The following is a 23,592-nucleotide window of genomic DNA, read 5'->3' on the forward strand; positions in this document are numbered from 1 at the left end:
GGGCACCGCTCTGGCAGTAGTGCCAGAGGGCGTTTTTTATAAATTAGTGAGTTCGATAGTTCCGGTCGTTTTGATAGAGGGTTTTAAATTGTTGATAGCGCTGCATCAGAGCGGCGTGCCGCGCCGGGTCGCTGCGCCAGATTTTATGCACTTCCGGTTTTTCGCATACCGCAGCCAGCGGTTTACCGGCGGCCAGGCATGCCAGCCGCGCGGCCCCCAGCGCCCCACCGGTCTCGCCGCCTTTGTGGGTCATAACCGGCATGTCCAGAATGTCTGCCAGCAGCTGCGCCCAGAACGGACTTCTGGCCCCGCCGCCCACCAGCGAGCACTGCTCTACCCGGGTACCGCTCTCCTGGAGGACGCGCAGCCCGTCGGCCATGCCGAAGCTGACCCCCTCCAGCACCGCGTAGCCCATGGCGGGCCGCTGGCTGGCATGGGTTAGCCCCCAGAACATCCCACGGGCGTCGGGATCGTTGTGCGGGGTTCGCTCCCCGGAGAGATAGGGCAGGAACAGCGGGGCGGCGGCTTTTTCAGCCTCCGACAGCTGAGCTATCTCCTCCAGCAGGTTAGCCTCCGTGGTGCCCACCAGACGGCAAAACCACTGAAGGCAGCTGGCCGCGCTGAGCATAACGCTCATCTGATGCCACAGGTTGGGCAGCACATGGCAAAAGGCATGCACGGCCGACTGCGGCGCAGGGCGGTAGGCGTCCGTCACCACAAACAGCACCCCCGAGGTGCCGAGCGAGATAAACGCATCGCCCGGCGATACCGCCCCCACGCCGATGGCGCTGACGGCGTTATCACCCCCGCCCCCCGCCACCACCACCGAGGCGTGCAAACCCCAACGTTCGGCAACGTCAGGATCGAGGGTGGCCGACACGTCGCAGCCTTCTACCAGGCTGGGCATATTTTCGCGGGATAAGCCGCATTTTTGCAGCAGCGCGTCGGACCAGTCGCGCTTGCCGACGTCCAGCCACAGGGTGCCTGCCGCATCGGACATATCGGAGATTTTTTTGCCGGTCATTTTGAAACGCAGATAATCTTTGGGCAGCAGCACACTGGCCACTTTCGCGAAGATCTGCGGCTCATGCCGACGCACCCACAGCAGTTTGGGCGCGGTAAAACCGGGCATTGCCAGGTTACCGGCCACCTGATGCAGCTCGGGGGCGATCTCTTCCAGCTCTGCGCACTCCTGCGCGCTGCGGGTGTCATTCCACAGGATGGCCGGGCGCAGGGTATCGCCCTTTTCATCCAGCAGCACCGCGCCGTGCATCTGCCCGGAAAGGCCGATGGCCTTAATGGCCTGCCAGTGATGGCCGCACTTCTCGCGCAGGGTCGCCATCAGGTATTCCGTCGCCTCCCACCAGGCCTCGGGAGATTGTTCCGACCAGTGGGGATGCGGCCGCTGGATAGTCAGCGGCGCGCTGTGGCTAACGACGATGTCATTGTTTTCGTCAATGACCAGCGCCTTAACTTCTGAGGTGCCCAGATCGATGCCAAGATACATAGCGCCTCCTTAACCGATAAGCGTATTGACGGCAGCAATCTTCTCGCGCAAGAGCGCAACAAAATCCGCCCGCTCGCACAGATCGCCAAACAGGGCTTTATCCCCGGCAAATACCGCAACAGGATCGGCCGCCTCGAACATGGCGTGCACCGCGTCCGCGTCCAGGATGCCGTCCTGGTACTCATAAGGCAGTTTGCCGAGATGCCACTGCTGCATAAAGACGAAGAACAGCGCCGGCAGCATGGCGGTGGCCTCCGGGCGGGCGCCGCGCTGATAACATTCCCGTAGGGTTGGCGCGATCATCGCCGGGATCTTGGAAAATCCGTCGGCCGCTACCCGCTGGTTGGTATCCTGAATGTAGGGGTTGGTGAAGCGCTTAAGCACCACGTCGCGATAGAGAGGTAAATCGATGCCGTTATCGCCAAGGCTCGGGATAACATCTTCCGTCACGTAGCGATCGGCTATCTGATAGATGAAATCGGTAAGCGTGCTTTCATGGATATAGCGCTGGCCGATGAGCGTTCCCGCCCAGGCGATGCAGCTGTGGGACGCATTAAGGATGCGGATCTTCGCCTCTTCGTAGGGAATGACCGATTCCACCAGCTCCACGCCGACGTTTTCCAGCGCCGGGCGCGCGTCGCGGAAGTTGTCCTCAATGACCCACTGGATAAAGGTTTCACCCATCACCGGCACGCGATCGTCGATGCCGGTTTGCGCTTTAATTCGCGCCGGAAGATCGGCGGCCGGGCGCGGCGTAATGCGGTCGACCATCGTGTTCGGGCAGGTAGCGTTAACGCGCAGCCAGTCGATAACCGCCTGCCGCCGGGTCAGGTGTAAAAACTCCACCAGCCCGTCGTGGAAGCGCTCGCCGTTATGGCGCACGTTATCGCAGTTCAGCAGGGTTAACGGCCCGGCACCGTTAGCCATACGCGCTTCAAGAATGCGGGCGATCGCGCCGTAGATGGTGTTGCAGGCGCCCTGCAAGTCGCCTGCCAGATCCGGGTTGGTCACCTCCAGCTTATGGTGAGTGTTCAGGTAGTAGCCCCCTTCCGTCACGGTAAAGGCGATCACTTTGGTCTGCGGGCTGGCACCTTCGGCGATCAGCGGCTGGAGATCCGCCTGCCACGGCAGCAGTTTTTGAATAGAGGCGATCTCTTCGTATTCGCGCTCCCCCGCCGGGCTGACGGTTTCCAGCACATAGCGTCCCTGCTGAGCCGCCAGCGCCTGCACCACGTTCTCGGCATCGTTGCGAATATTACCCGCCGCGATATGCCAGCGGGTGTCGCCTGCGGCGATCAGGCGATGTAAGTACCACGCCTGATGCGCCCGGTGGAAAGATCCTAATCCGATGTGAAGCCAGGTATTTTGCTTGTGCATTGTTCTGCTCTCCTGTGAGGTTATGTAAGCACTGTAGTTAATCATTTGTGTAAATTAAGAGCGTTAGATCACAAAAGAACAAATGCCCATAAAAATTACAAATGACCAGTTGCGAGCAAAACACTTGCCTACCCGCTGAGCAGCCGCCAGAATGGCGCCTTATCGGTCAGGCATTAGGCCCTACTATCGAGGCAGGAAAGCGTGAGCAAAGAAGATGACATCAGGCTGGATCAGAAGGTCAGAGCCGCATGGATGTATTACGTCACCGGGTTAAACCAGAGCGAAATTGCCAGCCAGCTGGGGACATCAAGACCCGTTGTGCAGCGTCTGCTGGCCGCCGCCAAGGAAGAAGGGATTGTCTCAATAGGGCTGCACCACCCTGTCGCTCACTGCCTTGACTATGCACAGCTGTTGCAGGAGAAGTACCAGCTCAGCGACTGCACTATCGTGCCCGTCTACAGCAGCGAGAGCACGCTGGATGCGGTGACGTTCGGCTGCTATCAGCTGATGGCCCGCTACCTACAGGGCGACGCGCGCAGGGTGGTGGGGATTGGCTCCGGTCTGACGCTGAAAAAAACCATCAAACGCATCGATTTTGACAGCCCGAATAGCCGGTGCGTGGCGCTGATCAGCGCCATGAACGAGCAAGGGCAGTGTAACTATTACGACGATGTGCCCCTGCTGCTGGCGAGTAAAATCCAGGGCAAATATTATCAGTGGCCCGCCCCACGCTACGCGCAATCTCGCGAAGAGCACAAGCTGTGGTGCGGCACCCGTCTGTTTCACAACGTTTCGTCAGCGGCGCAGGAAGCCGACGTGATTTTTGTCGGTATTGGCGCCCTGGGCGTGCAAAGCCCGATCTTCAAAGACGGGTTTATCAATCGGGCGCAGCTTGATGAATTAACCGCTCACGGCGGGGTGGGGGAAATTCTTGGCCGCTTTATTGACGCTGAAGGCCAGGTCGTCGATACCCTGATCAACAGCCTGATCACCAGCTACGATATTCGCCAGAATCCCTGCCCGCGCATAGCGGCGGCCTGCGGCGAGGACAAACGCCCGGCTATTCTGGCGGCGTTAAAAGGCAAGTGGATCAATGGCCTGGTGACCGATGAACACACCGCCCGCTGGCTATTAACCCGCTAGTCTTCCGCGCTGTGTAGCCTCATTAAAACGGCCCGCACGAGGCGGGCCGCCTGCTCAGGCGATAGTCACCTTCTTATCCAGATACACATCCTGCACCGCGTTAATCAGCTTCACGCCGTCGGCCATCGACTTTTTAAACGCCTTACGGCCGAGGATCAGCCCCATGCCGCCCGCGCGTTTATTGATCACCGCCGTGCGCACCGCATCGGTCAGGTCGGTTTCGCCGCCCGCCGCGCCGCCGGAGTTAATCAGCCCCGCGCGGCCCATATAGCAGTTCGCCAGCTGGTAGCGCACCAGGTCGATAGGGTTATCGCTGGTCAGCTTGCTGTAGACGCGGTCGTCGGTGTACCCAAAGTTCACCGCCTTATACCCGCCGTTATTCTCGGCCATTTTCTGCTTCACGATATCCGCGCCGATGGTGGCCGCCAGATGGTTAGCCTGCCCGGTCAGGTCGGCGGATACGTGGTAATCCACGCCGTCTTTTTTGAACGCTTCGTTACGCAGATACGCCCACAGCACCGTCACCATGCCCAGCTCGTGCGCGCGCTCAAACGCCGCAGAGATCTCTTCAATCTGACGGCGCGACTGCTCGGAGCCGAAGTAGATGGTCGCCCCAACCGCCACCGCGCCCATGTTGAACGCCTGCTCGACGCTGGCGTACAGGGTCTGGTCATATTCGGTTGGATAGCTCAGGGTTTCGTTGTGGTTCAGCTTCACGAGGAACGGAATGCGGTGCGCGTAACGGCGGGACACGGAGGCGAGCACGCCGTAGGTCGACGCCACGCAGTTACAGCCCGCTTCAATCGCCAGTTCGACAATGTTCTTCGGATCGAAATAGAGCGGGTTGGCGGCAAACGAGGCACCCGCAGAGTGCTCAACGCCCTGGTCAACCGGCAGAATAGACAGGTACCCTGTGCCGGCAAGACGTCCGGTATTATACAGCGTCTGCATGTTTCGCAGCACGGCAGGCGGGCGGTTATTGTCAACCATCACGCGGTCAACGTAATCATGGCCAGGCAGGTAAAGCTGGTCGGCTGGAATGGTCATACAACGATGCTGTAAAAGGCTGTCGGCGTCTTTGCCAAGCAACTGCGCAATATCAGTCATAGTGATGCTCCCGTAAGTCCGACGTGAGGTCGGAGCGTGTGATCCAAGCCTGGAGTGTGCAGGCAGACTAATCCTGGTACCGACTTAACAGATTTTCCAGCGTCTGCAACTTTTTTAAGCACAATCTGCTGGCTCGATTCATTTACAACAAAAATGTTACATCGGTCATACATTCACGCCAAAGGTATTTAAAAGGTATTATTGAGTGGTATGTTAAAGGCGTACCCTCTCTGACATGCAGGATTAAACAATGAAAACGAAAGTCCAACTGTCATTCATGATGTTTGTTGAATGGTTTATCTGGGGCGCGTGGTTTGTGCCGCTGTGGCTCTGGCTGAGCAAAAGCGGCTTTACCGCCGGGGAAATTGGCTGGTCTTATGCCTGTACCGCCATCGCCGCGATCCTCTCGCCTATTCTCGTCGGCTCGCTGACCGACCGCTTCTTCGCCGCCCAGAAGGTGCTGTCGGTGCTGATGTTCGCCGGCGCGATTTTGATGTACTTCGCCGCGCAGCAAACCCAGTTCAGCACCTTCTTCCCGCTGCTGCTGATCTACTCCCTGACCTATATGCCGACCATCGCGCTCACCAACAGCATCGCCTTCGCCAACGTGGACGATGTGGAAGCGGACTTCCCGCGCATCCGCGTGATGGGCACCATCGGCTGGATCGCCTCCGGCCTCGCCTGCGGGTTCCTGCCGCAGATGCTCGGCTACAGCGACATTTCGGATACCAACATTCCGCTGCTGATGACCGCCGCCAGCTCCGCGCTGCTGGGCGTGTTTGCCCTGTTCCTGCCGAACACGCCGCCGAAGAGCACCGGCAAGCTCGACTTCAAGGTGATGCTCGGCCTCGACGCGCTGATCCTGCTGCGCGACAAGAACTTCCTGGTGTTCTTCTTCTGCTCGTTCCTGTTCGCGATGCCGCTGGCCTTCTACTACATCTTCGCCAACGGCTATCTCACCGAAGTGGGGATGAAAAACGCCACCGGCTGGATGACCCTCGGCCAGTTCTCCGAAATCTTCTTTATGCTCGCCCTGCCGTTCTTTACCAAACGCTTTGGTATTAAAAAGGTCTTGCTGCTGGGTCTGATTACCGCCGCCATCCGCTACGGCTTTTTCGTTTACGGCGGCGCGGAACAATACTTCACCTACGCCCTGCTGTTCCTCGGCATTCTGCTGCACGGCGTGAGCTACGACTTCTATTACGTGACCGCGTACATCTACGTGGACAAAAAAGCGCCCGCGCACATGCGCACCGCGGCGCAGGGCCTGATTACGCTGTGCTGTCAGGGCTTTGGTAGCCTGCTGGGCTACCGCCTGGGCGGCGTGATGATGGAAAAAATGTTCGCATACAAAGAGCCGGTGAACGGGTTGACCTTCAACTGGGCCGGAATGTGGGCATTCGGCGGGATCATGATTGCCGTGATTGCCGTGCTGTTTATGCTGTTTTTCCGCGAATCGGATAAAGAGATCACCGCAATTGAGGTGGTTGATGGCGATACCGCGCTGACACAAGGGGAAGTTAAATGAAACAAGAACGTGTTCTCGGTGCTCTTTACGGGCAGGCGTTGGGGGATGCGATGGGCATGCCGTCGGAGCTGTGGCCGCGCAAGCGCGTGAAGGCGCACTTCGGCTGGATCGACCGTTTCCTGCCGGGGCCTGCGGAGAATAACGCCGCCTGCTATTTCAACCGCGCCGAGTTTACCGACGACACTTCAATGGCGCTGTGCCTCGCGGACGCCATCATCGAATGCGACGGCGAGATTAACGCCGACGCTATCGGCAGACACATTTTGCGCTGGGCGGAAGGGTTCGACGCGTTCAATAAAAACGTGCTCGGCCCGACCTCTAAAATCGCGCTGAACGCCATTCGTGACGGCAAACCGGTGAGCGAACTGGAGAACAACGGCGTCACCAACGGGGCGGCGATGCGCGCCTCCCCGCTGGGCTGCCTGCTGCCGGCGACCCGCCTTGAACACTTTGTTGAGCAGGTCGCGCTGGCCTCCAGCCCGACCCATAAATCCGACCTCGCCGTTGCCGGTGCGGTGGTCATTGCCTGGGCGATTTCCCGCGCGATTGACGGAGAGCGCTGGCAGAACATCGTTGATGCCCTGCCGGGGATCGCGCGCTACGCTCAGGAGGCGAAAACCACCACCTTCAGCGCTTCGCTGGCGGCACGTATCGAACTGGCGCTCAAGGTCGTGCGCGAAGCCAACGGCACGGAATCGGCCAGCGAGCAGGTGTATCAGCTGGTCGGCGCGGGCACCAGCACCATCGAGTCCGTTCCGGCGGCTATCGCGATGGTCGAACTGGCCGGAACCGACCCGAACCGCTGCGCGATGTTATGCGCTAACCTCGGCGGCGATACCGACACCATCGGCGCGATGGCGACCGCCGTCTGCGGCGCGCTGCACGGCGTACAGGCTATCGATCCGGCGCTGAAGGCAGAGCTCGACGCCGTCAATCAGCTTGATTTCGGCCATTACTGCGAAAAACTGCTGCACTACCGGGAGAAACGGGAGGGGGTATGAATTCGTTTGCCCGACACCTTGAGACATTGCAGGCCACGCGTCCGGTGACGGTGCTGGGCGCGGCGGTGATAGACGTCATCGCCGACGCCTACGCCCTGCCCTGGCGCGGCTGCGATATCGAACTTAAACAGCAGGGCGTGAACATCGGCGGCTGCGCGCTGAATATTGCCATCGCCCTGAAGCGCCTCGGCATTTCGGCGCAAAACGCGCTACCCGTCGGCCACGGCGTGTGGGCGGATATTATCCGCAACGCCATGCAAAAGCAGGATCTGCACAGCGCCGTTGAAGCCGAAAATGGCGATAACGGCTGGTGCCTGGCGCTGGTGGAGCCGGACGGCGAGCGGACGTTTATGTCGTTCAGCGGCGTCGAGAACCAGTGGCAGCAGGGCTGGCTTGACTCGCTTAGCGTGCCGCAAAACAGCCTGGTGTATCTGTCGGGCTATCAGCTGGCCTCGCCGAGCGGCGAGATGCTGACGCGCTGGCTGGAAGATCTTCAGGACGTCACCGCATTTATCGACTTTGGCCCGCGTATTGCCGATATCCCCGACGACCTGATGGCGCGGATCATGGCCTGCAAACCGATTGTTTCGCTTAACCGTCAGGAGGCGCAGCTTGCCGCAGAGAGGCTCGGCGTGGAGGTAGAGTCGCTGGGCGCTCACTGGCAGCAGCGTTTCGGCTCGCCGCTGATTGTGCGTCACGACAAAGACGGCGCGGCCTGGTATGAGGCGGGACAGTCCGGCAACGTTCCGGCGTTTGCGGCCACCGTGGTGGATACCATCGGCGCGGGAGACAGCCATGCGGGCGGGACGCTTGCCGGGCTGGCGGCGGGCTGGAGCCTGGCGGAGTCGGTCAGGCTGGGTAACGCGGTTGCCGCCTGGGTGGTGAGCCACCGGGGCGGCGATTGTGCGCCAACGCGCGAGGAACTACTCCTCGCACACAAAGACGTATAGATCGCTGCGGCAGTAGCTAATGCTGTACTCAATGGGCCGGTGCTGCTGGTCGAGCGCAACCTGCTTGATCACCAGCACCGGAATTTTGTCATCCATCTTAATGTGCGTCTGAAATTCGCTGTCCGGCATCCGGGCGCTGACGCGGGAGCGGGTGCGCTGCGGGAAGATATTCTGGCTGCGGAAATAGTCGTAAAGCGAAATGCCGATCGCGTCCGGGTCGTGAATTAACCCCACCGGCACCCAGGACTCCTCAATCGATACGGCATCGTCATCCACGTAACGAATACGCTTAAGCAGAAAGACATCGCTGTTCGCGGGCAGCGAGAGCTGGCTGGCGACCTCTTCCGGGCATTTCACCACCCGTTTATTCACCCACAGCGTGTTGGGCGTTTTGCCGCGCAGCACCACCTGCTGAGAAAACCCGCGCGCCTCCTTCAGGGAGTATTCAAAGATATTGTTGATTTGCGTGCCGTAGCCGCGGGCGCGGGTCACCACGCCCTCTTCCTCCAGCGCCTGCATCGCCTTACGCACCGTAATGCGCGACACCCCGGTTAACTGACTCAGATCGCGCTCGCCCGGCAGGATATTGCCGTGCGCCAGCACGCCGCTGCGCACCGCGTTTTTCACCGTGTCGGCAAACTTCAGGTACAGGGGCGTGTTGTCCGGTGCGGAAATTCGCTCCAGTAACTGCTCGATTAACCGGGTATGCGCTTGTTCCATCTCTGTTTTTCTCAGGCGTGAGGTTTCCTGCCAGTATACGATCTACCACCATTCATGAAAATGATGAACCGGCCCAATACCGTGACCCACCTCCAGAGTATCGGCTTTGGCCAGCGCGGCAGAAAGCCAGGTCTTGGCCTCCTGTACCGTATCGCCCCAGTTCTGATGGCGCGGGCGCAGCGCCGCCAGCGCCGCCGAGAGCGTACATCCCGTCCCGTGGGTGTTTTTGGTCTGCACGCGCGGGGCGGTAAAACGCACCTCGTCGTCGCGGGTAAAGAGCCAGTCCGGACTTTCGGCATCATCAAGATGACCGCCTTTCATCAGCACCGCCCCGCAGCCCATCGCCAGCAGCGCGTGGCCCTGGGCTTTCATCTCGCGCTCGTTTTGCGCATGCGGCGCGTCGAGCAGCGCGGCGGCCTCCGGCAGGTTTGGCGTGATCAGCGCCACCTGCGGCAGCAGCTTTTTACGAAGCGTATCCACCGCCGAGGATGAGAGCAGCGGGTCGCCGCTTTTCGCCAGCATCACGGTATCGAGCACCACGTTTTGCACCTCATAGCGCCTGAGCCTTTCCGCCACCGCCTCGACGATATCCGTTTCCGCCAGCATCCCGATTTTGGTGGTATCAATGCGCACGTCGCTGAACACCGAATCGAGCTGCGCCGCCACAAAATCAGGCTCGATGCGGTACACCGACTGCACGCCGCGCGTATTTTGCGCCACCAGCGCGGTAATAACGGAACAGCCGTACGCCCCCAGCGCCGAGAAGGTTTTGAGATCGGCCTGGATCCCCGCCCCGCCGCTCGGGTCGGTCCCGGCAATGGTTAATGCGTTGATTCGCTTCATGCGCGATCCTCCAGCGCGTAGAGCGCATCGAGGAACGCGCTGGCGAAGCTGCCCGGGCCGCGAGAGTGGCTTATGGCAACCGAGCCGGCGCGTTTCATAAAGCCGCAGGCCGCCGCCACGTTGTCGAGCCTGTCGCCGGGTAGCGAACAGCTGGCCGCTACTACCGCCGAGAGCGCGCAGCCCGTTCCCACCACGCGGGTCATCAGCGGATCGCCGCCCGCTATCGACCGGGTGCGCTGCCCGTCGGTGATGTAATCCACCTCCCCGGTCACCGCCACAATCGCGTTGGTCTGCCGCGCCAGCGCCTGTGCCGCAGGCAGCGCGCTGGCGGCGGTATCGGTGGTATCCACGCCGCGCCCGCCCGCGCTCATCCCGGCAAGGGCGAGGATTTCGGAGGCATTACCGCGAATGGCGGCAGGCTGGAGGGAGAGAACTTGCTGGCAAAAGCGGGTGCGAAACGCCAGCGCCCCCACCGCAACCGGATCGAGCGTCCAGGGCTTGCCTGCCGCCACGGCGCTTTCAATCGCCCGGCGCATCGACTGCGCCCGGGGCGCGGTGAGCGTGCCGACGTTAATGAGCAGCGCGTCCGCCAGCGCGGCGAACTGCTCGGCCTCTTCGGCCTCAATCACCATCGCAGGTGACGCGCCAAGCGCCAGCAGCACGTTGGCCGTGAACGTCTGTACGACATCGTTGGTCATACAGTGGGTAAGCGGAGAACGGGTTCGGAACTGATGTAAAACGTGTAGATCGAGCAGGTCAGGCTGCATGGTATCGCTCCTGCCTTGCGTGAAGAAGCGATGTCCGGGAAGGCATCTGACTTCCCTACGCTGGCATTATCCAGATCAGGTAATACGGGTATTTCTCAGCCTTCACAAAGAAGGGCACCCCGAGTCATTTACTACAAAATCAAAAGTTTGAGATTAATGCTTCTCATTAATCTCTGAACGGGATAGTAATGCTAGCGGGAAGTGCTGTAAACGGCTAAAGCGAACCTTTTGGGCAATGTGTGAAAGGATGAGTGACAATTACACTGACGCTAGTCAGGGGCAAAAAAAAATGCCCCTGCTATTTGAAACATGTTGAAAATTACTCTTCGTCACGTCTGTAGTTCGTACGAAGAAAATCCTCATACTTCGCTGGAAGTATGGCAATTTCTCCCCACGTTTTATCTTTGGACCAGTATCCTGCACCACATGAGGCTATTTTTCCAAAAAAGAGCAGAATCCGCCTCAATGCGTTTGCCTGAGTAATTCCTCTGGCATCCAAATCACCATTACTGGCAGATATTCTGAAATCGACATTGCCAACAAGCCTAGGGTGCCTCAAAAATACGTGACTGTTATGTTCAAATCGATCTATGCGTACAATTTCTCCAAAATAAAAATTGGGAATATCATCTTCAGAATCGATCTCAGCAGCCTCTTTCAAAGACTCTGCTAAAACATAATGATATACATGGTCCCCTACCGCAACGTGGATATCTCGATAGTAGTTTTGGCGAAAATTGGTGCACAACGATTGAACGCTTGTCACCTTACTTGGTAGGTTGAAGGTCTGGCCTTCATGCCTAGAGGCAGGAACATTAACAGGCGGCCCATTCTCACTTTCAAATTCTGTTTCAACCAGTTCAGCATGTTCCTCATCATGTTGTCTTGCGTTATTCTGAGGCCGCTCTTGCTTGAAACCACTAATAATAATAAGTTCACCATCTTCAACGGCTTGTGCTGCTTCGGCTTCGTTATCGTATTTTTTCCCAACCATGATCCCACTTCGTAAACGGCAATACGGTGCGTCTTCATCAGGGTAGTGTCTAAAAAGAGCTTCAGCGCCATTCGCCATGATAGACACAGCTGGATCTCCTGGAACTCTTAACAAAGGTTCATAGCATGAAGGACAGTGAAGATATCCTTTCATTTCTGCTTCATATTCCAACGGCTCAACTTCAACTCTGTTTAGCGCTACAATTGGCATCGTTGATTTGTTCCATTTTGGATCGTAATAGGCATAAGCAATTCTTCGGCTAGTCATTTCTTCTCCCTTCGATAAGTTTCATCAACGATTACTTTTTCCATAAGACATAGATATTCCGTCAAGATACCCCTGAGCATAGGCAGCATGCGGGCTCTTATGCCTTACATTTCCAGCTTGGCTTTCAGGAAGGGAATCTAAATTAATCCAAAGTGTTTCATCGCGCCTTATACCTGCTTCATAACCTTTTTCATACGCGCAACCACAACATTTATGTCTACCCATTCCTCCTTGATCGTCAGGAAGCTTTTCAAAAAAATCCCAGTAACGATGCTGATCTTCGCAATTTGCCATAGATCCAATTTCCTTTTGAAATGAATACTCAAACTATATGAATACTCTGAACCTCCATTTCAAGATGATTCCTAAAGACTTTTTTGATCGGCATCAAAATGGTAGACAAAATTTTGATTTCATCATTCCCAGTGAAGACCATCATTCAAATAGCAGACTGAAAATAAAGGAAACATATGCAGATAATCCTGGGTGATTCCTGATCCGCTTTTCTCATGAACGATTACCTGTTGCAGATGTGCCAAGTTACAACCCTGCCAGCTTAATAGGTTAAAATCATGGTTTGCCGGAATGAATTTGCCAGTCGGCGCTGTCCACAATCATCAAGATACGAAATACCCAGCTGATCACGGACATCAGCCAAGACCTTGCCGATTTTATGCATGTTCTTACCCGACACAGGCTAGAAAATCTTCACTTTCCATTGATGGTTAACGAAACAAGGAAATCCCACTCGGTTAGTTGCTGAACAGTAATCGACCGATAAGGCTGTACAACGCGCTTTGGCATGTTTTCAACAACTTCCATCACCTGCATGATGTCCTGCTTGGTTATCTTCGTTACTTCTGTTGATGCACCGAGGACAATTAACATGACTTCCATAAAGCGCTCATTGGCCTGTTAAATTGCCTTCGTCCAGTTTTGGGCTTTCTCATCTTTATACATATTCCACACGCCAGCCATTGTTAACACGTGTTCTGGTTGAGCTTCAGTGTGTTCTTCCTCATTTCGCGAAGGAGTGACAACCTCGCGGTCTTCCTGAGCAACCATTGGCTGAATATGGCGCCGCACATCATTCAGAAATTGTTGCGCCAGCCATTGTTCGTTCTGCTGCTTCAAACTATTGCCATACTCAGAAAGACGCCTACCGAAGTGATCCGGTTGGATGGTTCCACGTTGAACCAAAGGAATTACAGGAGAAGCAAAAGACATGAGCAACTGCGCCTGGTGTGGCTGTCAGTCTCTAACGACTAACGGAAAAACTTAATATCAGGCAAGCGAAAACGAACATAATAAACCCCGTTACGTTTAACGGTGTGGCGAATGGTTTTGTGTCCCATTTGGAGAGCCTCAATGTGTTACGGCTGGACAATACGGGACGAAAAGGAGTAATAATCTTTTGATTTATATGATGATAGTCGCCAGGACTACGCTGGCATTATCCAGATCAGGTAATACGGGTATTTCTCTGCCCTCACAAAGAAGGCCCCCGAGAAAAATTACAATTTATTCAATCAGTTACTTAAACATAAACTGTATCAATCATTCTCCCGGGGCAAAAGGCCGGAAGCAACACGTTTTTCACGCATCTCTTTTATTCGCTTGGAAGGTTAAGAGCGTGATGAACGCCGGCAGGGAAAATTTTTTATTTGCCTCAACGCCCTGCCCGCGCCTTCATTAATCGCCTTAGCCTCTTTCACCTGAAACATTAAGTCGTTCTCAAACTGGTTATAAAAACAGCACAACCAGATGCCAATCAAGCCCTTATCCTCATTCAGCATCCGAAAGCGGCAACTCCCAACTCAATGTAAACATTAACAAAAACAATAACATGACCTTAAACCTATTCATTAGACACATGATTTAGATCAAGATCATCAGTTTGGCTTTAATTGATAGTTCAGTCACGAAACTAAAGGGCGTTTTGACCGCTTTTAACCTCTTTGGCGCAGGCCCTTAGAAGAGCGTTGTCCATGCCGCAAAGCAAGCCAGTTGAACCTACCCAATACGTTAATGATGGTGTTTTACATGCGAGTGAACAAAACAATTATTGCTCTGGCTGTGTCTGGCGTAACCGTGGCTCATGCTTACACTGCGCTATGCAAAGTGAAGTTCGAATGGGACAGCGTCAGCATCGTCGAAACGCAAGGCGCAGGCGACAACGGGAATGCCGGTCCACGGGTTCTAATCAGGAGGGTAGAAACGCCAGCTTTCACCGCCCTCTGGAAAAGACAAAATAACGCTCTTGAAGTGGCATCTGATAAGACGACTCAGGCTGGTCGTTCAGGACGTTATGCCTGATTTATAAACTCTGACGTCGGCGCGTTAAGCGACACCGTTAATTAATCCATGTTGATAGCAAAAATATAACGACGTAAATATATGAAAATAAAAATCATGTTAATCGCCCTGGCAGGGGCTACCCTGTTAACAGGCTGCTCTACTCCGCAACAGCGCATCGCTGAATGCCAGGCCACAGGCGTCAGCCTGGATGCCTGTTACATTGGGGAGCAAACGCGGCAGGCGTCCATCAATAATGCCTCGATGGCGGCGGCTTATGCCAACGCCCATGATGCGGTAAGCGATTCAAAAGAAAAGAAAAAGCACCACTGATATCTTTATCATTAAAGGAACGTCGTTATGAAAATGAAACTAGCGCTGTTAGCTCTCTTATCTGTGGTAGCCATTTCGCCTGCTCACGCGATTAGCGCAAAATACCGCGCGCAGCTGGAGCACTCTGGCTGTACGCAGGTGAGCGATGCCAACGGGACCTGTGACATCACCAAAACCAAAGCCCAGAACGCCAAAGCGGGCTCAGGCTATAAAGCGCTGTCTGCTGATGCGGCGTATGCCATGAATAAACCCATTTCCGACGTGGCGGAATATTTGCTGTCTAAAGGCTGGAAGCCGAATAATGGCGAATGGCACAAGAGCGGGTATATTTTACGCTTAGTGGTTGAAAACGATAAGGTCGTGAATAGCCAGTTAACGAAATAAAATACTGGCGGCACAGGCCGCCACTATTTCAGCGCTGATAATCTCTTCCTCTGTAATGATCTCAACGTAATGAAATTAATCCTTTGTAGCACCCTCGTGTCGCTAGGGCTGGTTGCGGTTGGCTTTTTTATGGGCGTTATTTATTTTACGATAATAAATCAATGTACTTAGCAGCATAAGAATCACCTCATCCCGCTTTTGACCGCCTCCAGCCGTCAGGCTACGTAGAAGTTATTATCTTCAGGGGGCGTCAAGCCTCTTTTTAGATCAAAAAAAGGCACGATTTGTAACACTCTAATGAGTACCTTTACACAGAGGTCAGAGGTGTTTCAACCTGCTGATTTTACACTATAAAACCCCTGTACCTATGACCGGGATTTATGATGCTGCCTCCCCTAACTGCTGCGTAACAAAACAGTAAACAAATTAACCATTGAGCCCCGTGGCAAAAGGCTCTATATTGGCGGCGTTTTTTTCAGGCCCCATCTGTTTTTTAACTTTTTATTCAATCGTTGCTCATAACGAAGCGGCGGTTGTAGGAGTGATATGATGACGGATAAAGTCCGTATTGACACTGTAGATGCCCATAAAAGCAACGAAACCTATCTGGCCCGTCAGGCCGAGTTTGAATCTAACGTCAGGAGTTATCCGCGCAAGCTGCCTTTAGCGATTACTAAAGCAGACGGCGTGTGGATCACCGATGCAGATAATAAAGAATACCTTGACTGTTTAGCAGGCGCAGGCACCCTCGCGCTTGGACATAATCATCCTGATGTGCTGAAAAGCATCCAAAATGTCATTACCAGCGGCTTGCCGTTACATACCCTGGATCTGACAACGCCTCTGAAAGACGCGTTCTCCGAATACCTGCTCTCACTGCTGCCGGGTCAGGGCAAAGAGTACTGCCTGCAATTCACCGGTCCTTCCGGTGCGGATGCCGTTGAAGCGGCGCTGAAGCTGGCGAAAAAAGTGACCGGTCGTAGCGGTATCATCAGCTTCTCTGGTGGTTACCACGGTATGACCCACGGCGCGCTGTCCGTGACCGGCAACCTCTCTCCGAAAGAAGCGGTCGACGGCATGATGCCAGAAGTGCAGTTCATGCCTTACCCGCACGAATACCGCTGCCCGCTGGGTATCGGTGGCGAAGCGGGCGTGAAAGCGCTGACCTACTACTTCGACAACCTGATTAACGATGTAGAAAGCGGCGTGCGCAAACCTGCGGCCGTTATTCTGGAAGCGGTTCAGGGCGAAGGCGGCGTGAACCCGGCTCCGGCCGAGTGGCTGCAACGCATCCGTAAAGTGACTCAGGAACACGGCATTCTGCTGATCCTCGACGAAGTTCAGGCTGGCTTTGCCCGTACCGGTAAATTCTTCGCCTTTGAACACGCGGGTATCGAGCCAGACATCATCGTGATGTCCAAAGCCGTCGGTGGCGGTCTGCCGCTGGCCGTTCTCGGTATCAAAAAGCAGTTCGATGCCTGGGCACCTGGTCACCACACCGGCACCTTCCGTGGCAACCAGCTCGCGATGGCAACCGGTCTGACGACGCTGAAAATCCTCAAAGATCAGAACATCGCCGGCAAAGTTGCCGCTCAGGGCGAATGGCTGAAAGGCCAGCTGAAAGAGATGGCGAAACGCTATCCGGTAATCGGCCACGTGCGCGGTCTGGGCATGATGATCGGTATCGAGATCGTCAAGCCAAACGAAGCGGCTGACCATATGGGTTGCTTCCCGGGCGACGGCGAGCTGTCTGCGCTGATCCAGAAGAAGTGCTTCGAAAATGGTCTGATTCTGGAACGCGGTGGCCGTAACGGTATCGTGCTGCGCCTGCTGCCTTCACTGCTGATCAGCGATGACGAGCTGAAAGTGTTCCTGGATAAATTCGAGCAGGCGCTGCTTGCTGCGGGCGTTCGCCCGGCCTAACCGGAGTTGTTGAATACGATGTCTGATTCAAACCCAATTTTGTTCTCCTCTGCTAAGAGCATCGACGCTTACCAGCAGGCGATTGAACAAAGCACTCAGGCTGTGATGCAGTGGCTGAAACAGCCTGAGATGTACCAGGGCAAAACGGTCGCCGAGCTGCGCGACCGCATCAAGCTGGACTTCAATGCGAAAGGTCTGGGCAACGAAGCGGCGATTGAACGCGCCGTTGAGTTCTTCCTGAAAGACAGCTTGTCCGTCCACCATCCTCAGTGTGTGGCGCACCTGCACTGCCCAAGCCTGGTCGTAAGCCAGGCGGCAGAAGTGCTGATCAACGCCACAAACCAGAGCATGGACTCCTGGGATCAAAGCCCGTCCGCAACCATCATCGAAATTAAACTGATCGAATGGCTGCGTACCCGCGTGGGTTATCAGGCTGGCGATGCGGGTGTCTTCACCAGCGGCGGTACCCAGAGCAACCTGATGGGCCTGATGCTGGCGCGTGACGCGTTCTTCGCGCGTCAGGGTCACTCCGTTCAGCAGGACGGTCTGGTGGGCGATCTGCGCAAAATTCGCGTGCTGTGTTCCGAAAACGCGCACTTCTCCGTGCAGAAAAACATGGCGCTGATGGGTCTGGGCTACCAGTCCGTGGTGCAGGTGAAAACGGACGAATTCTCGCGTATGGATCTCAGCGATCTGGCCGCGAAAATCGAACAGTGCAACGCGAACGGCGAGCAGATCCTGGCGATTGTCGCGACGGCGGGTACTACCGATGCCGGTGCTATCGATCCGCTGCGCGCCATTGCTGAAATGGCGGCGAAGCAGAATATCTGGGTTCACGTTGATGCGGCCTGGGGCGGCGCGCTGCTGATGTCTGAGCAGTATCGTCACTACCTGGACGGCATTGAGCTGGTGGACTCCGTGACTCTGGACTTCCACAAGCAGTTCTTCCAGACCATCAGCTGCGGCGCGTTCCTGCTGAAAGAAGCGCGTCACTACGAGCTGATGCGCTATCAGGCGGCCTATCTGAACTCTGAGTTCGACGAAGAAGCGGGCGTACCGAACCTGGTCTCCAAGTCTCTGCAAACCACGCGCCGTTTCGACGCGCTGAAGCTGTGGATGAGCCTGGAAGCGCTGGGTCAGGAGCAATACGCGGCGATCATCGATCACGGCGTGACGCTGGCGCAGCAGGTTGCGGCCTATGTTAAAGAGCAGCCTGCTCTTGAGCTGGTGATGCAGCCGCAGCTGGCAAGCGTGCTGTTCCGCTTCCGTCCAGAAACGCAGATGGATGACGCAGGTATCGCCCTGCTGAACCAGAAGATCGGCGATGCGCTGCTTGAGTCCGGTCGTGCGAACGTGGGCGTAACCGAGCATAACGGTATCACCTGCCTGAAGCTGACCCTGCTGAACCCAACCGTGACGCTGGAGGACATTCAGGTCCTGCTGTCGCTGGTTGAGCGTACCGCGCAGGAAGTAATGGCGAAGTAACCGCTCTGACGGGTGTGGACCGCTGTCCGCACCCGTTTTTTTATCTCCCCCTCCCCCGACTTCCCGCGTTTTCCATCACCGCATCCTCATGCAGGCTGTAGCCCGAGGCGTAGCCATTGACCGCCGACTTCACCACGTCATTCAACACCACGCCTTTAACGTTGACGTTCATGGTTTGCAGCCGCCGGGTGCAGACCAGCATCTGCTTCACGCTGGTCACGTTATAGCGCGCCACCAGCAGCGTCGAGGCCGCAATGCTGCCCACCAGCGCCGCGTCGGTCACTGCCAGAATCGGCGGCGTGTCCACAATCACCATGTCGTACTGTTCGCTCGCCCACTGCATGAACTTTTTAAAGCGATCGTGCATCAGCAGTTCGGACGGATTGGGCGGCACCTGGCCGCAGGTCACCACGTCAATACCGGACGCCGCGTAGGTCTGAACCGCCTGCTGAAACACCACTCTCCCGGACAGTACGTCCGATAAACCCGCCTCATTGCTCAGCTCAAAAATGTTGTGAACATAGCCTTTACGCATGTCCGCATCCACCAGCAACACGCGCTCGCCAACCTGCGCCACCAGCGCCGCGAGGGTGGTGCTGACCAGCGTTTTGCCGCAGTTTTGCGCCGGGCCGCTGAACATCAGGATGTTGTTATCGGCATCCATCATCGCGAAGTGCAGGCTGGTGCGTAGCCCTCTTACCGCTTCAACAAAAATATCCAGCGGCCTGTCGACGGGCAGAAACGGCACGTTGGTGGTTTGGTGTTTTTCCGTGGCGCAGAAGAACGGCATTCTGCTGAAGCGGGTTTTCTGCCACAGCCAGGCGGAGCGCGGCAGCGTGGCGTAGACGTTCATCCCCTGCGCCTCCAGCCGGTCGGGGGAGTCGATCCCCTTCCTGAGCACCGCTTTCGCCATCACCGAAACGGCGGCGAACATCAGCCCCATCAGGGTGGCGAGCGCCACCGTCAGCATCTTGCGTGGCTTTACGGGATCCGGGCTGGTCAGCGCCTCATCAATGATGCGTACATTGCCAATGGTGCTGGAACGGGAGATGTTCAGCTCCTGCTGGCGGGTCATCAGCTGCTGGTAAATGGCGCGCCCGGAGTCCACTTCCCGGCTCAGACGGAGGATCTCCTGCTGGATGGTGGGCATTGCCGACACGCGCCGGTTTAGCCTTCCGCGCTCATCCTCCAGGGTATGACGCTTTTCACTCAGGGCGCGGTAGTTCGGGTGATCTTTTTTAAAGTGCTGCGCGATTTCCGCCTCGCGGAAGGTCAGCTCGTTGAGCTGATTATCGACGTTAACGAGCTGCTCCAGCACCGATTTGGCTTCCAGATTCAGGTCGACCGAATCCCGCTGCCGGCGATAGCTGTTGAGCCGCTTTTCTGCATCCTCCAGCTGCGCGCGCACGCCCGGAAGCTGGCGCTGTAAAAAGGCGAGGCTCTGAGAATCGTGCGCCGCCTGACGGGCGATATTCTGTCGCAGATAATTATCGGTGATGCTTTTGAGCGTCGCGGCAATCTTCTGCGGATCGGTGCCGGTCAGCCCGAGGCTAAGCATCCCGCTCTCCTTGCCCACCTCCTTGACGCTAAAACGCGTATTCAGATCGTTAATGGCGTGCGGCAGCGAGAGTAGCGCTATCGTAAAGCGCGTGCCCGCTGCCGCGTCGAGGGTATTGACGCGCAGCGTCAGGCCCGGCGTTTGCAGCATCTGCCCGGCCATGCCGTAGGCGCTGAGCCCCTCCCCTTCGATGCGGAATCGCCCCTCCCCGAGCGCGGTGAGGGTTAGCGCCCGCTCCCCTGTTTGTTCGCCAGTAAACTCCAGCAGCCCCAGCGTTAATACCGCCGGTGTTTCCCTCGTCAGCCTTGCCCAGCCTTCCCCCAGTAGCGGAAATCGCACGCGCGTCACCTGATAGCGCAGGCCGAGATCGTGAATGGTTTTACCGAGGATCATGCGTGATTTCAGCAGCTGGATCTCCGCCGAGGCGTCCGGCGTAAGGCCCGGCGTGAGCTGGTTTAACGATTTCAGCAGGCTGTTTTGCTGCTTGTCCTCGATTTGCACCAGCGCATCGGCGACATAAACCGGGGTTGAAAACAGCGCAACCAGCACCCCAATAGTGGCGAAGCAGAGGGTGATAAAGATGACGTAAAGCCGATGGTCAAAAAGCTCGGCAATAATCCGCCCCAGCTCTATCTCCTTTATTTCAGCAGATTCGCCATAGGCGTAATCATTTTTCGATAACATGGGTTAATCCTTTACCTGTTAAGCCGTCTGGCCCACTCCCGACTCGCCCCCGCCAGCAGGCCAAACACGTAGTCAAAGGCCTCCTGGCTTTTGCCGTAGGGGTCGGGGATCTCCTGCACATCAAGCCAGCGCCCAAAAAGCAGGCATTTGCCGCGCATCTCGGGCGCAATCGCTGAAATGCGGTTCAGATGCTCCCGTTCCATTACGAGGATCAGATCCGACTGGCGCAGCATCGAAATCGTCAGCTTTCGCGCGATATGATCGTTAAGCGACACGCCGTGCTGACGGCAAATCGCCGTCGCGCGCGGATCGGCGCCCTGGCCTTCAAGGCCGTAAATCCCTGCGGATCCCACCCGAATAGTGGGCACGCGGGTTTGCAGCAGGCGCGCGCCCATCGGGGAGCGGCAGATATTGCCCGTACAGACGACGAGGACCGACTGAATCATCATCATGGCCACGTTTTGATATAGCGGACGGTTTCGGTCAGATCGTGAATGCCGCTAATGGTGGGCACCAGCTGACTCACCACGCGATTCCAGCGCGAGAGCGGCGCGGTGGTGACGTAGACGATATCGTAAGGCTCAAGGTGGAACTCGGTGCTTAACACCATCGCGGAGGCGTCCCGGGCGTTAAGCTGATACACCGAGGCAATCTTGCCTTTGCCGCTGCTCCCGCGCGCGGAACGAATCACAAAGATCCCGCTGGCGTCCGCCATGTTCTGGTTCAGGCCTCCGGCGTTGCCTAACGCCTCGGCGAGCGTCATGCCGCTGCGATCCATTTTGAGGGTGCTTTGCTTCACCACCTCGCCCATCACGAACACTTTCAGGGCGTCATTACGCGGAATGAACAGAATATCCCCCGGCCACAGCAGGTGGTTTTGGGTCAGATCGCCGTGCTGCATCAGCGCATAGAGGGAAATTTGGGAATGTTTGCCCTCGTGAATCAACACCACGTTGCGCCAGTCGGCGTTAGCGGAGAGTCCCCCCGCCGCGTTGACCGCATCCATGACCGTCAGCGGAATATTGGTGATGGGCTGTTGCCCGGATTTTGCCACCTCTCCGGTGACGTAGGCTTTCTGGGAGCGAAATGCGGCGATGCTGACATCCACCTGCGGGCTTTCGATGATTTTGTCCAGGTGAGCGGTAATGACGTCGCGCACCTCCTCAAGGGTTTTACCCGCGACGTGCATTTTGCCGACATAGGGATAAAACAGCGATCCGTCGGCCCCGACCCAGTTTCCGGTGTCGCTGGCGCTGCGGTATTGCCCCGCTGGCGTGGTTAATTCCGGGTGATCCCAGACGGTGATCGTCAGCACATCCCCCGGCCCGATATGGTATTGCCACTGCTTTAGCTGCTCGTCCAGAGCGGGATTGGCTCGGGAGGTTAACGGCGAGGTACGCAGGCTTTCAATGACCGCCGGGGTCAGCGGGTAAATATCGATCATCTTATCGATGTCGAAATTTTTATCCGCCACGTCGGGCTTATTTTTCCCCGCCGTTTTAACATGCTGTCCGGGCGTCACCTGGCACCCCGTAATTAACAGCGCGGAGGCCAGAAACAGAGAATGTATTAATTTCATATTATTATTAACGATAACCATTATTAATTAAGCAGGCAGAAAACCTGATGTGTTGACGGTAAATACACGGCAGGCAGAACGGTCCGCGCCGTAAAATAAAAAGCAGATTAAAATCAATTCATGGTCAGCCGTTAATAATAACCACACAATTTAAACAAGAATATGAAGAGATAACCCAGCAAATAAATAAACGCTTAAATTCATCTTTATTTCAGAGCAAACCGATAAACCCCTACTCAAAACTTTGTTACATTTTTTTTCGACCGGGCAAGACCGCCAGCCATAAAATGGACCGTCTTAAGGAAAGCCCTGGAACGGCAGCCCCCACTTTTGCTCAATGAAGAAAAACCGGAGAAACAATGACTAAAGGTAAATTACTGCTTCTGGGTGCGTTAATGTCTTTTGCAGGTGCCGCCTTCTCCGCGCCTGCGACGACAGCCGCCCCTTCAGGGATTCAGGCTTACGAAGAACAAGAATTCATCGCCGATTTCACCAAATTTAAGATTGGTGATACCGCACCCGCGCTTTACCAGACGCCTGAATACACCATCAAGCAGTATCAGTTGCGCAATCTCCCGGCACCGGACGCAGGCACCCACTGGACCTATATGGGCGAGAATTACGTCCTGATCGGCGATGCCGACGGCAAAATCCATAAAGCCTATAACGGAGATATTTTCTATCACCGCTAATTCCGTGACCGTGCGTGCCTGGCAGGAGAGCGATCGCCCCTTCCTGCGCACGCTGTATTTACATGCGCGGCGTGAAGCCTGGCCGTGGCTCGCCAGCGACGCGTGGCAGCTTGAAGATTTCGATGCAGCGACCCTGGATGAACAGATTTGGGTTGCCGAGCAGGACGGGCACCGGGTGGGATTTGCCTCGGTCTGGACTAACGATAATTTTCTGCACAACCTGTTTGTCGACCCGCAGTATCAGGGACAGGGCGTGGGCAATGCCTTGCTGGAACAGGTGCAAAAGACCTTTACCAGTACCGGCGCGTTGAAGTGTCTGGTGAAAAACGAACGGGCGGTGGCGTTTTACCAGCGCCACGGCTGGCATATTGAAGCATCGGGGAGATCGCCGGACGGCGACTATTTTTTGATGCACTATCGATTGCGTTAAAGTCGGGTGGCGGCTTCGCCTTACC

The 23,592-nt window shown here is 56.2% G+C and carries 22 protein-coding genes, 1 pseudogene and 1 riboswitch; of the genes and pseudogenes, 11 read left to right on the top strand and 12 right to left on the bottom strand.

Annotated elements, in window-relative coordinates; genetic code table 11:
• Positions 1-43: 43 nt before the first annotated feature.
• Together xylB and dalD are read right to left on the bottom strand one after the other, a co-directional pair.
• Positions 44-1,507, bottom strand: a complete 1,464-nt coding sequence (xylB, locus tag ACSVHP_RS10465; RefSeq protein WP_447551859.1) for a xylulokinase — start codon at positions 1,505-1,507, stop codon at positions 44-46.
• Positions 1,508-1,516: 9 nt separating this feature from the next.
• A complete protein-coding gene (gene dalD, locus ACSVHP_RS10470; protein ID WP_447551860.1) occupies positions 1,517-2,884 on the bottom strand; it encodes a D-arabinitol 4-dehydrogenase in 1,368 nt (455 codons plus the stop codon).
• A 201-nt stretch (positions 2,885-3,085) separates the two neighbouring features.
• On the opposite strand from dalD, the gene ACSVHP_RS10475 reads away from it, so the two are divergent.
• Complete coding sequence (locus ACSVHP_RS10475) at positions 3,086-4,027, top strand: sugar-binding transcriptional regulator (RefSeq protein ID WP_447551861.1); 942 nt, start codon at positions 3,086-3,088, stop codon at positions 4,025-4,027.
• A 54-nt stretch (positions 4,028-4,081) separates the two neighbouring features.
• On the opposite strand, the gene fbaB is transcribed toward ACSVHP_RS10475, so the two are convergent.
• Entirely contained in the window at positions 4,082-5,134 is a 1,053-nt protein-coding gene (gene fbaB / locus ACSVHP_RS10480; RefSeq protein WP_234672011.1) for a class I fructose-bisphosphate aldolase, read from the bottom strand.
• Between the two features lie 250 nt (positions 5,135-5,384).
• Here fbaB and ACSVHP_RS10485 point away from each other — a divergent pair, with 250 nt between their 5' ends.
• The 3 genes from ACSVHP_RS10485 to ACSVHP_RS10495 are packed head-to-tail and all read left to right on the top strand — an operon-like array spanning position 5,385 to position 8,613.
• Positions 5,385-6,662 carry a nucleoside permease gene (locus tag ACSVHP_RS10485; protein ID WP_234672009.1) on the top strand — a complete coding sequence of 426 codons (1,278 nt, stop codon included), beginning with the start codon at positions 5,385-5,387 and terminating at the stop codon, positions 6,660-6,662.
• Positions 6,659-7,663: an ADP-ribosylglycohydrolase family protein gene (locus tag ACSVHP_RS10490; protein WP_447551862.1), complete on the top strand. Its 1,005-nt coding sequence runs from the start codon at positions 6,659-6,661 to the stop codon at positions 7,661-7,663. Before ACSVHP_RS10485 ends, ACSVHP_RS10490 begins: the two co-directional genes overlap by 4 nt.
• The gene (locus ACSVHP_RS10495) at positions 7,660-8,613 is read left to right on the top strand and encodes a PfkB family carbohydrate kinase (protein WP_447551863.1); all 954 of its coding nucleotides are present in this window, start codon (positions 7,660-7,662) and stop codon (positions 8,611-8,613) included. Before ACSVHP_RS10490 ends, ACSVHP_RS10495 begins: the two co-directional genes overlap by 4 nt.
• Here ACSVHP_RS10495 and ACSVHP_RS10500 read toward each other — a convergent pair.
• The 6 genes and pseudogenes from ACSVHP_RS10500 to ACSVHP_RS10525 form a co-directional block, all read right to left on the bottom strand.
• Positions 8,587-9,333, bottom strand: a complete 747-nt coding sequence (locus ACSVHP_RS10500) for a GntR family transcriptional regulator (protein WP_234672002.1) — start codon at positions 9,331-9,333, stop codon at positions 8,587-8,589. The genes ACSVHP_RS10495 and ACSVHP_RS10500 overlap by 27 nt on opposite strands.
• 42 nt (positions 9,334-9,375) lie before the next feature.
• Entirely contained in the window at positions 9,376-10,176 is an 801-nt protein-coding gene (gene thiD, locus ACSVHP_RS10505; protein WP_447551864.1) for a bifunctional hydroxymethylpyrimidine kinase/phosphomethylpyrimidine kinase, read from the bottom strand.
• Positions 10,173-10,943 (bottom strand): hydroxyethylthiazole kinase, encoded by a 771-nt coding sequence (thiM, locus tag ACSVHP_RS10510; RefSeq protein WP_447551865.1) that lies wholly within the window; start codon positions 10,941-10,943, stop codon positions 10,173-10,175. The genes thiD and thiM overlap by 4 nt, the downstream gene beginning before the upstream one ends.
• 35 nt (positions 10,944-10,978) lie before the next feature.
• Positions 10,979-11,075, bottom strand: a riboswitch (TPP riboswitch).
• A 187-nt stretch (positions 11,076-11,262) separates the two neighbouring features.
• On the bottom strand, positions 11,263-12,204 hold the full coding sequence (locus ACSVHP_RS10515) for a hypothetical protein (protein WP_447551866.1): 942 nt from the start codon (positions 12,202-12,204) through the stop codon (positions 11,263-11,265).
• Positions 12,205-12,228: 24 nt separating this feature from the next.
• Entirely contained in the window at positions 12,229-12,498 is a 270-nt protein-coding gene (locus tag ACSVHP_RS10520; RefSeq protein WP_447551867.1) for a hypothetical protein, read from the bottom strand.
• Between the two features lie 122 nt (positions 12,499-12,620).
• A pseudogene (locus ACSVHP_RS10525) lies at positions 12,621-13,559 on the bottom strand (hypothetical protein).
• Between the two features lie 688 nt (positions 13,560-14,247).
• On the opposite strand from ACSVHP_RS10525, the gene ACSVHP_RS10530 reads away from it, so the two are divergent.
• The 5 genes from ACSVHP_RS10530 (at position 14,248) to ACSVHP_RS10550 (ending at position 18,624) form a co-directional block, all read left to right on the top strand.
• Complete coding sequence (locus tag ACSVHP_RS10530; protein ID WP_447551868.1) at positions 14,248-14,520, top strand: hypothetical protein; 273 nt, start codon at positions 14,248-14,250, stop codon at positions 14,518-14,520.
• 81 nt (positions 14,521-14,601) lie between these two features.
• Complete coding sequence (locus tag ACSVHP_RS10535) at positions 14,602-14,832, top strand: hypothetical protein (protein WP_447551869.1); 231 nt, start codon at positions 14,602-14,604, stop codon at positions 14,830-14,832.
• A gap of 27 nt (positions 14,833-14,859) precedes the next feature.
• A complete protein-coding gene (locus ACSVHP_RS10540; RefSeq protein WP_234671977.1) occupies positions 14,860-15,216 on the top strand; it encodes a hypothetical protein in 357 nt (118 codons plus the stop codon).
• A gap of 546 nt (positions 15,217-15,762) precedes the next feature.
• Positions 15,763-17,139, top strand: a complete 1,377-nt coding sequence (locus tag ACSVHP_RS10545; protein WP_234671974.1) for a diaminobutyrate--2-oxoglutarate transaminase — start codon at positions 15,763-15,765, stop codon at positions 17,137-17,139.
• Between the two features lie 18 nt (positions 17,140-17,157).
• Entirely contained in the window at positions 17,158-18,624 is a 1,467-nt protein-coding gene (locus tag ACSVHP_RS10550; RefSeq protein WP_447551870.1) for a pyridoxal phosphate-dependent decarboxylase family protein, read from the top strand.
• A 40-nt stretch (positions 18,625-18,664) separates the two neighbouring features.
• Here ACSVHP_RS10550 and ACSVHP_RS10555 read toward each other — a convergent pair whose 3' ends face one another.
• Genes ACSVHP_RS10555 through ACSVHP_RS10565 form a run of 3 tightly spaced genes read right to left on the bottom strand, consistent with a single transcriptional unit; the run spans position 18,665 to position 22,445 of the window.
• Positions 18,665-20,866 (bottom strand): polysaccharide biosynthesis tyrosine autokinase, encoded by a 2,202-nt coding sequence (locus ACSVHP_RS10555; protein ID WP_447551871.1) that lies wholly within the window; start codon positions 20,864-20,866, stop codon positions 18,665-18,667.
• A gap of 11 nt (positions 20,867-20,877) precedes the next feature.
• Entirely contained in the window at positions 20,878-21,324 is a 447-nt protein-coding gene (locus tag ACSVHP_RS10560; protein WP_447551872.1) for an arsenate reductase/protein-tyrosine-phosphatase family protein, read from the bottom strand.
• Entirely contained in the window at positions 21,315-22,445 is a 1,131-nt protein-coding gene (locus ACSVHP_RS10565; protein WP_447551873.1) for a polysaccharide export protein, read from the bottom strand. Before ACSVHP_RS10565 ends, ACSVHP_RS10560 begins: the two co-directional genes overlap by 10 nt.
• A 359-nt stretch (positions 22,446-22,804) precedes the next feature.
• Between ACSVHP_RS10565 and ACSVHP_RS10570 the strand changes: the two genes are divergently transcribed.
• Together ACSVHP_RS10570 and ACSVHP_RS10575 are read left to right on the top strand one after the other, a co-directional pair.
• Positions 22,805-23,137 (top strand): RcnB family protein, encoded by a 333-nt coding sequence (locus tag ACSVHP_RS10570; RefSeq protein WP_447551874.1) that lies wholly within the window; start codon positions 22,805-22,807, stop codon positions 23,135-23,137.
• Positions 23,082-23,567 (top strand): GNAT family N-acetyltransferase, encoded by a 486-nt coding sequence (locus ACSVHP_RS10575; RefSeq protein WP_447551875.1) that lies wholly within the window; start codon positions 23,082-23,084, stop codon positions 23,565-23,567. The genes ACSVHP_RS10570 and ACSVHP_RS10575 overlap by 56 nt, the downstream gene beginning before the upstream one ends.
• The last annotated feature ends 25 nt before the right edge of the window (positions 23,568-23,592 follow it).

The sequence above is a fragment of the Enterobacter sp. 186315 genome, assembly GCF_053290175.1.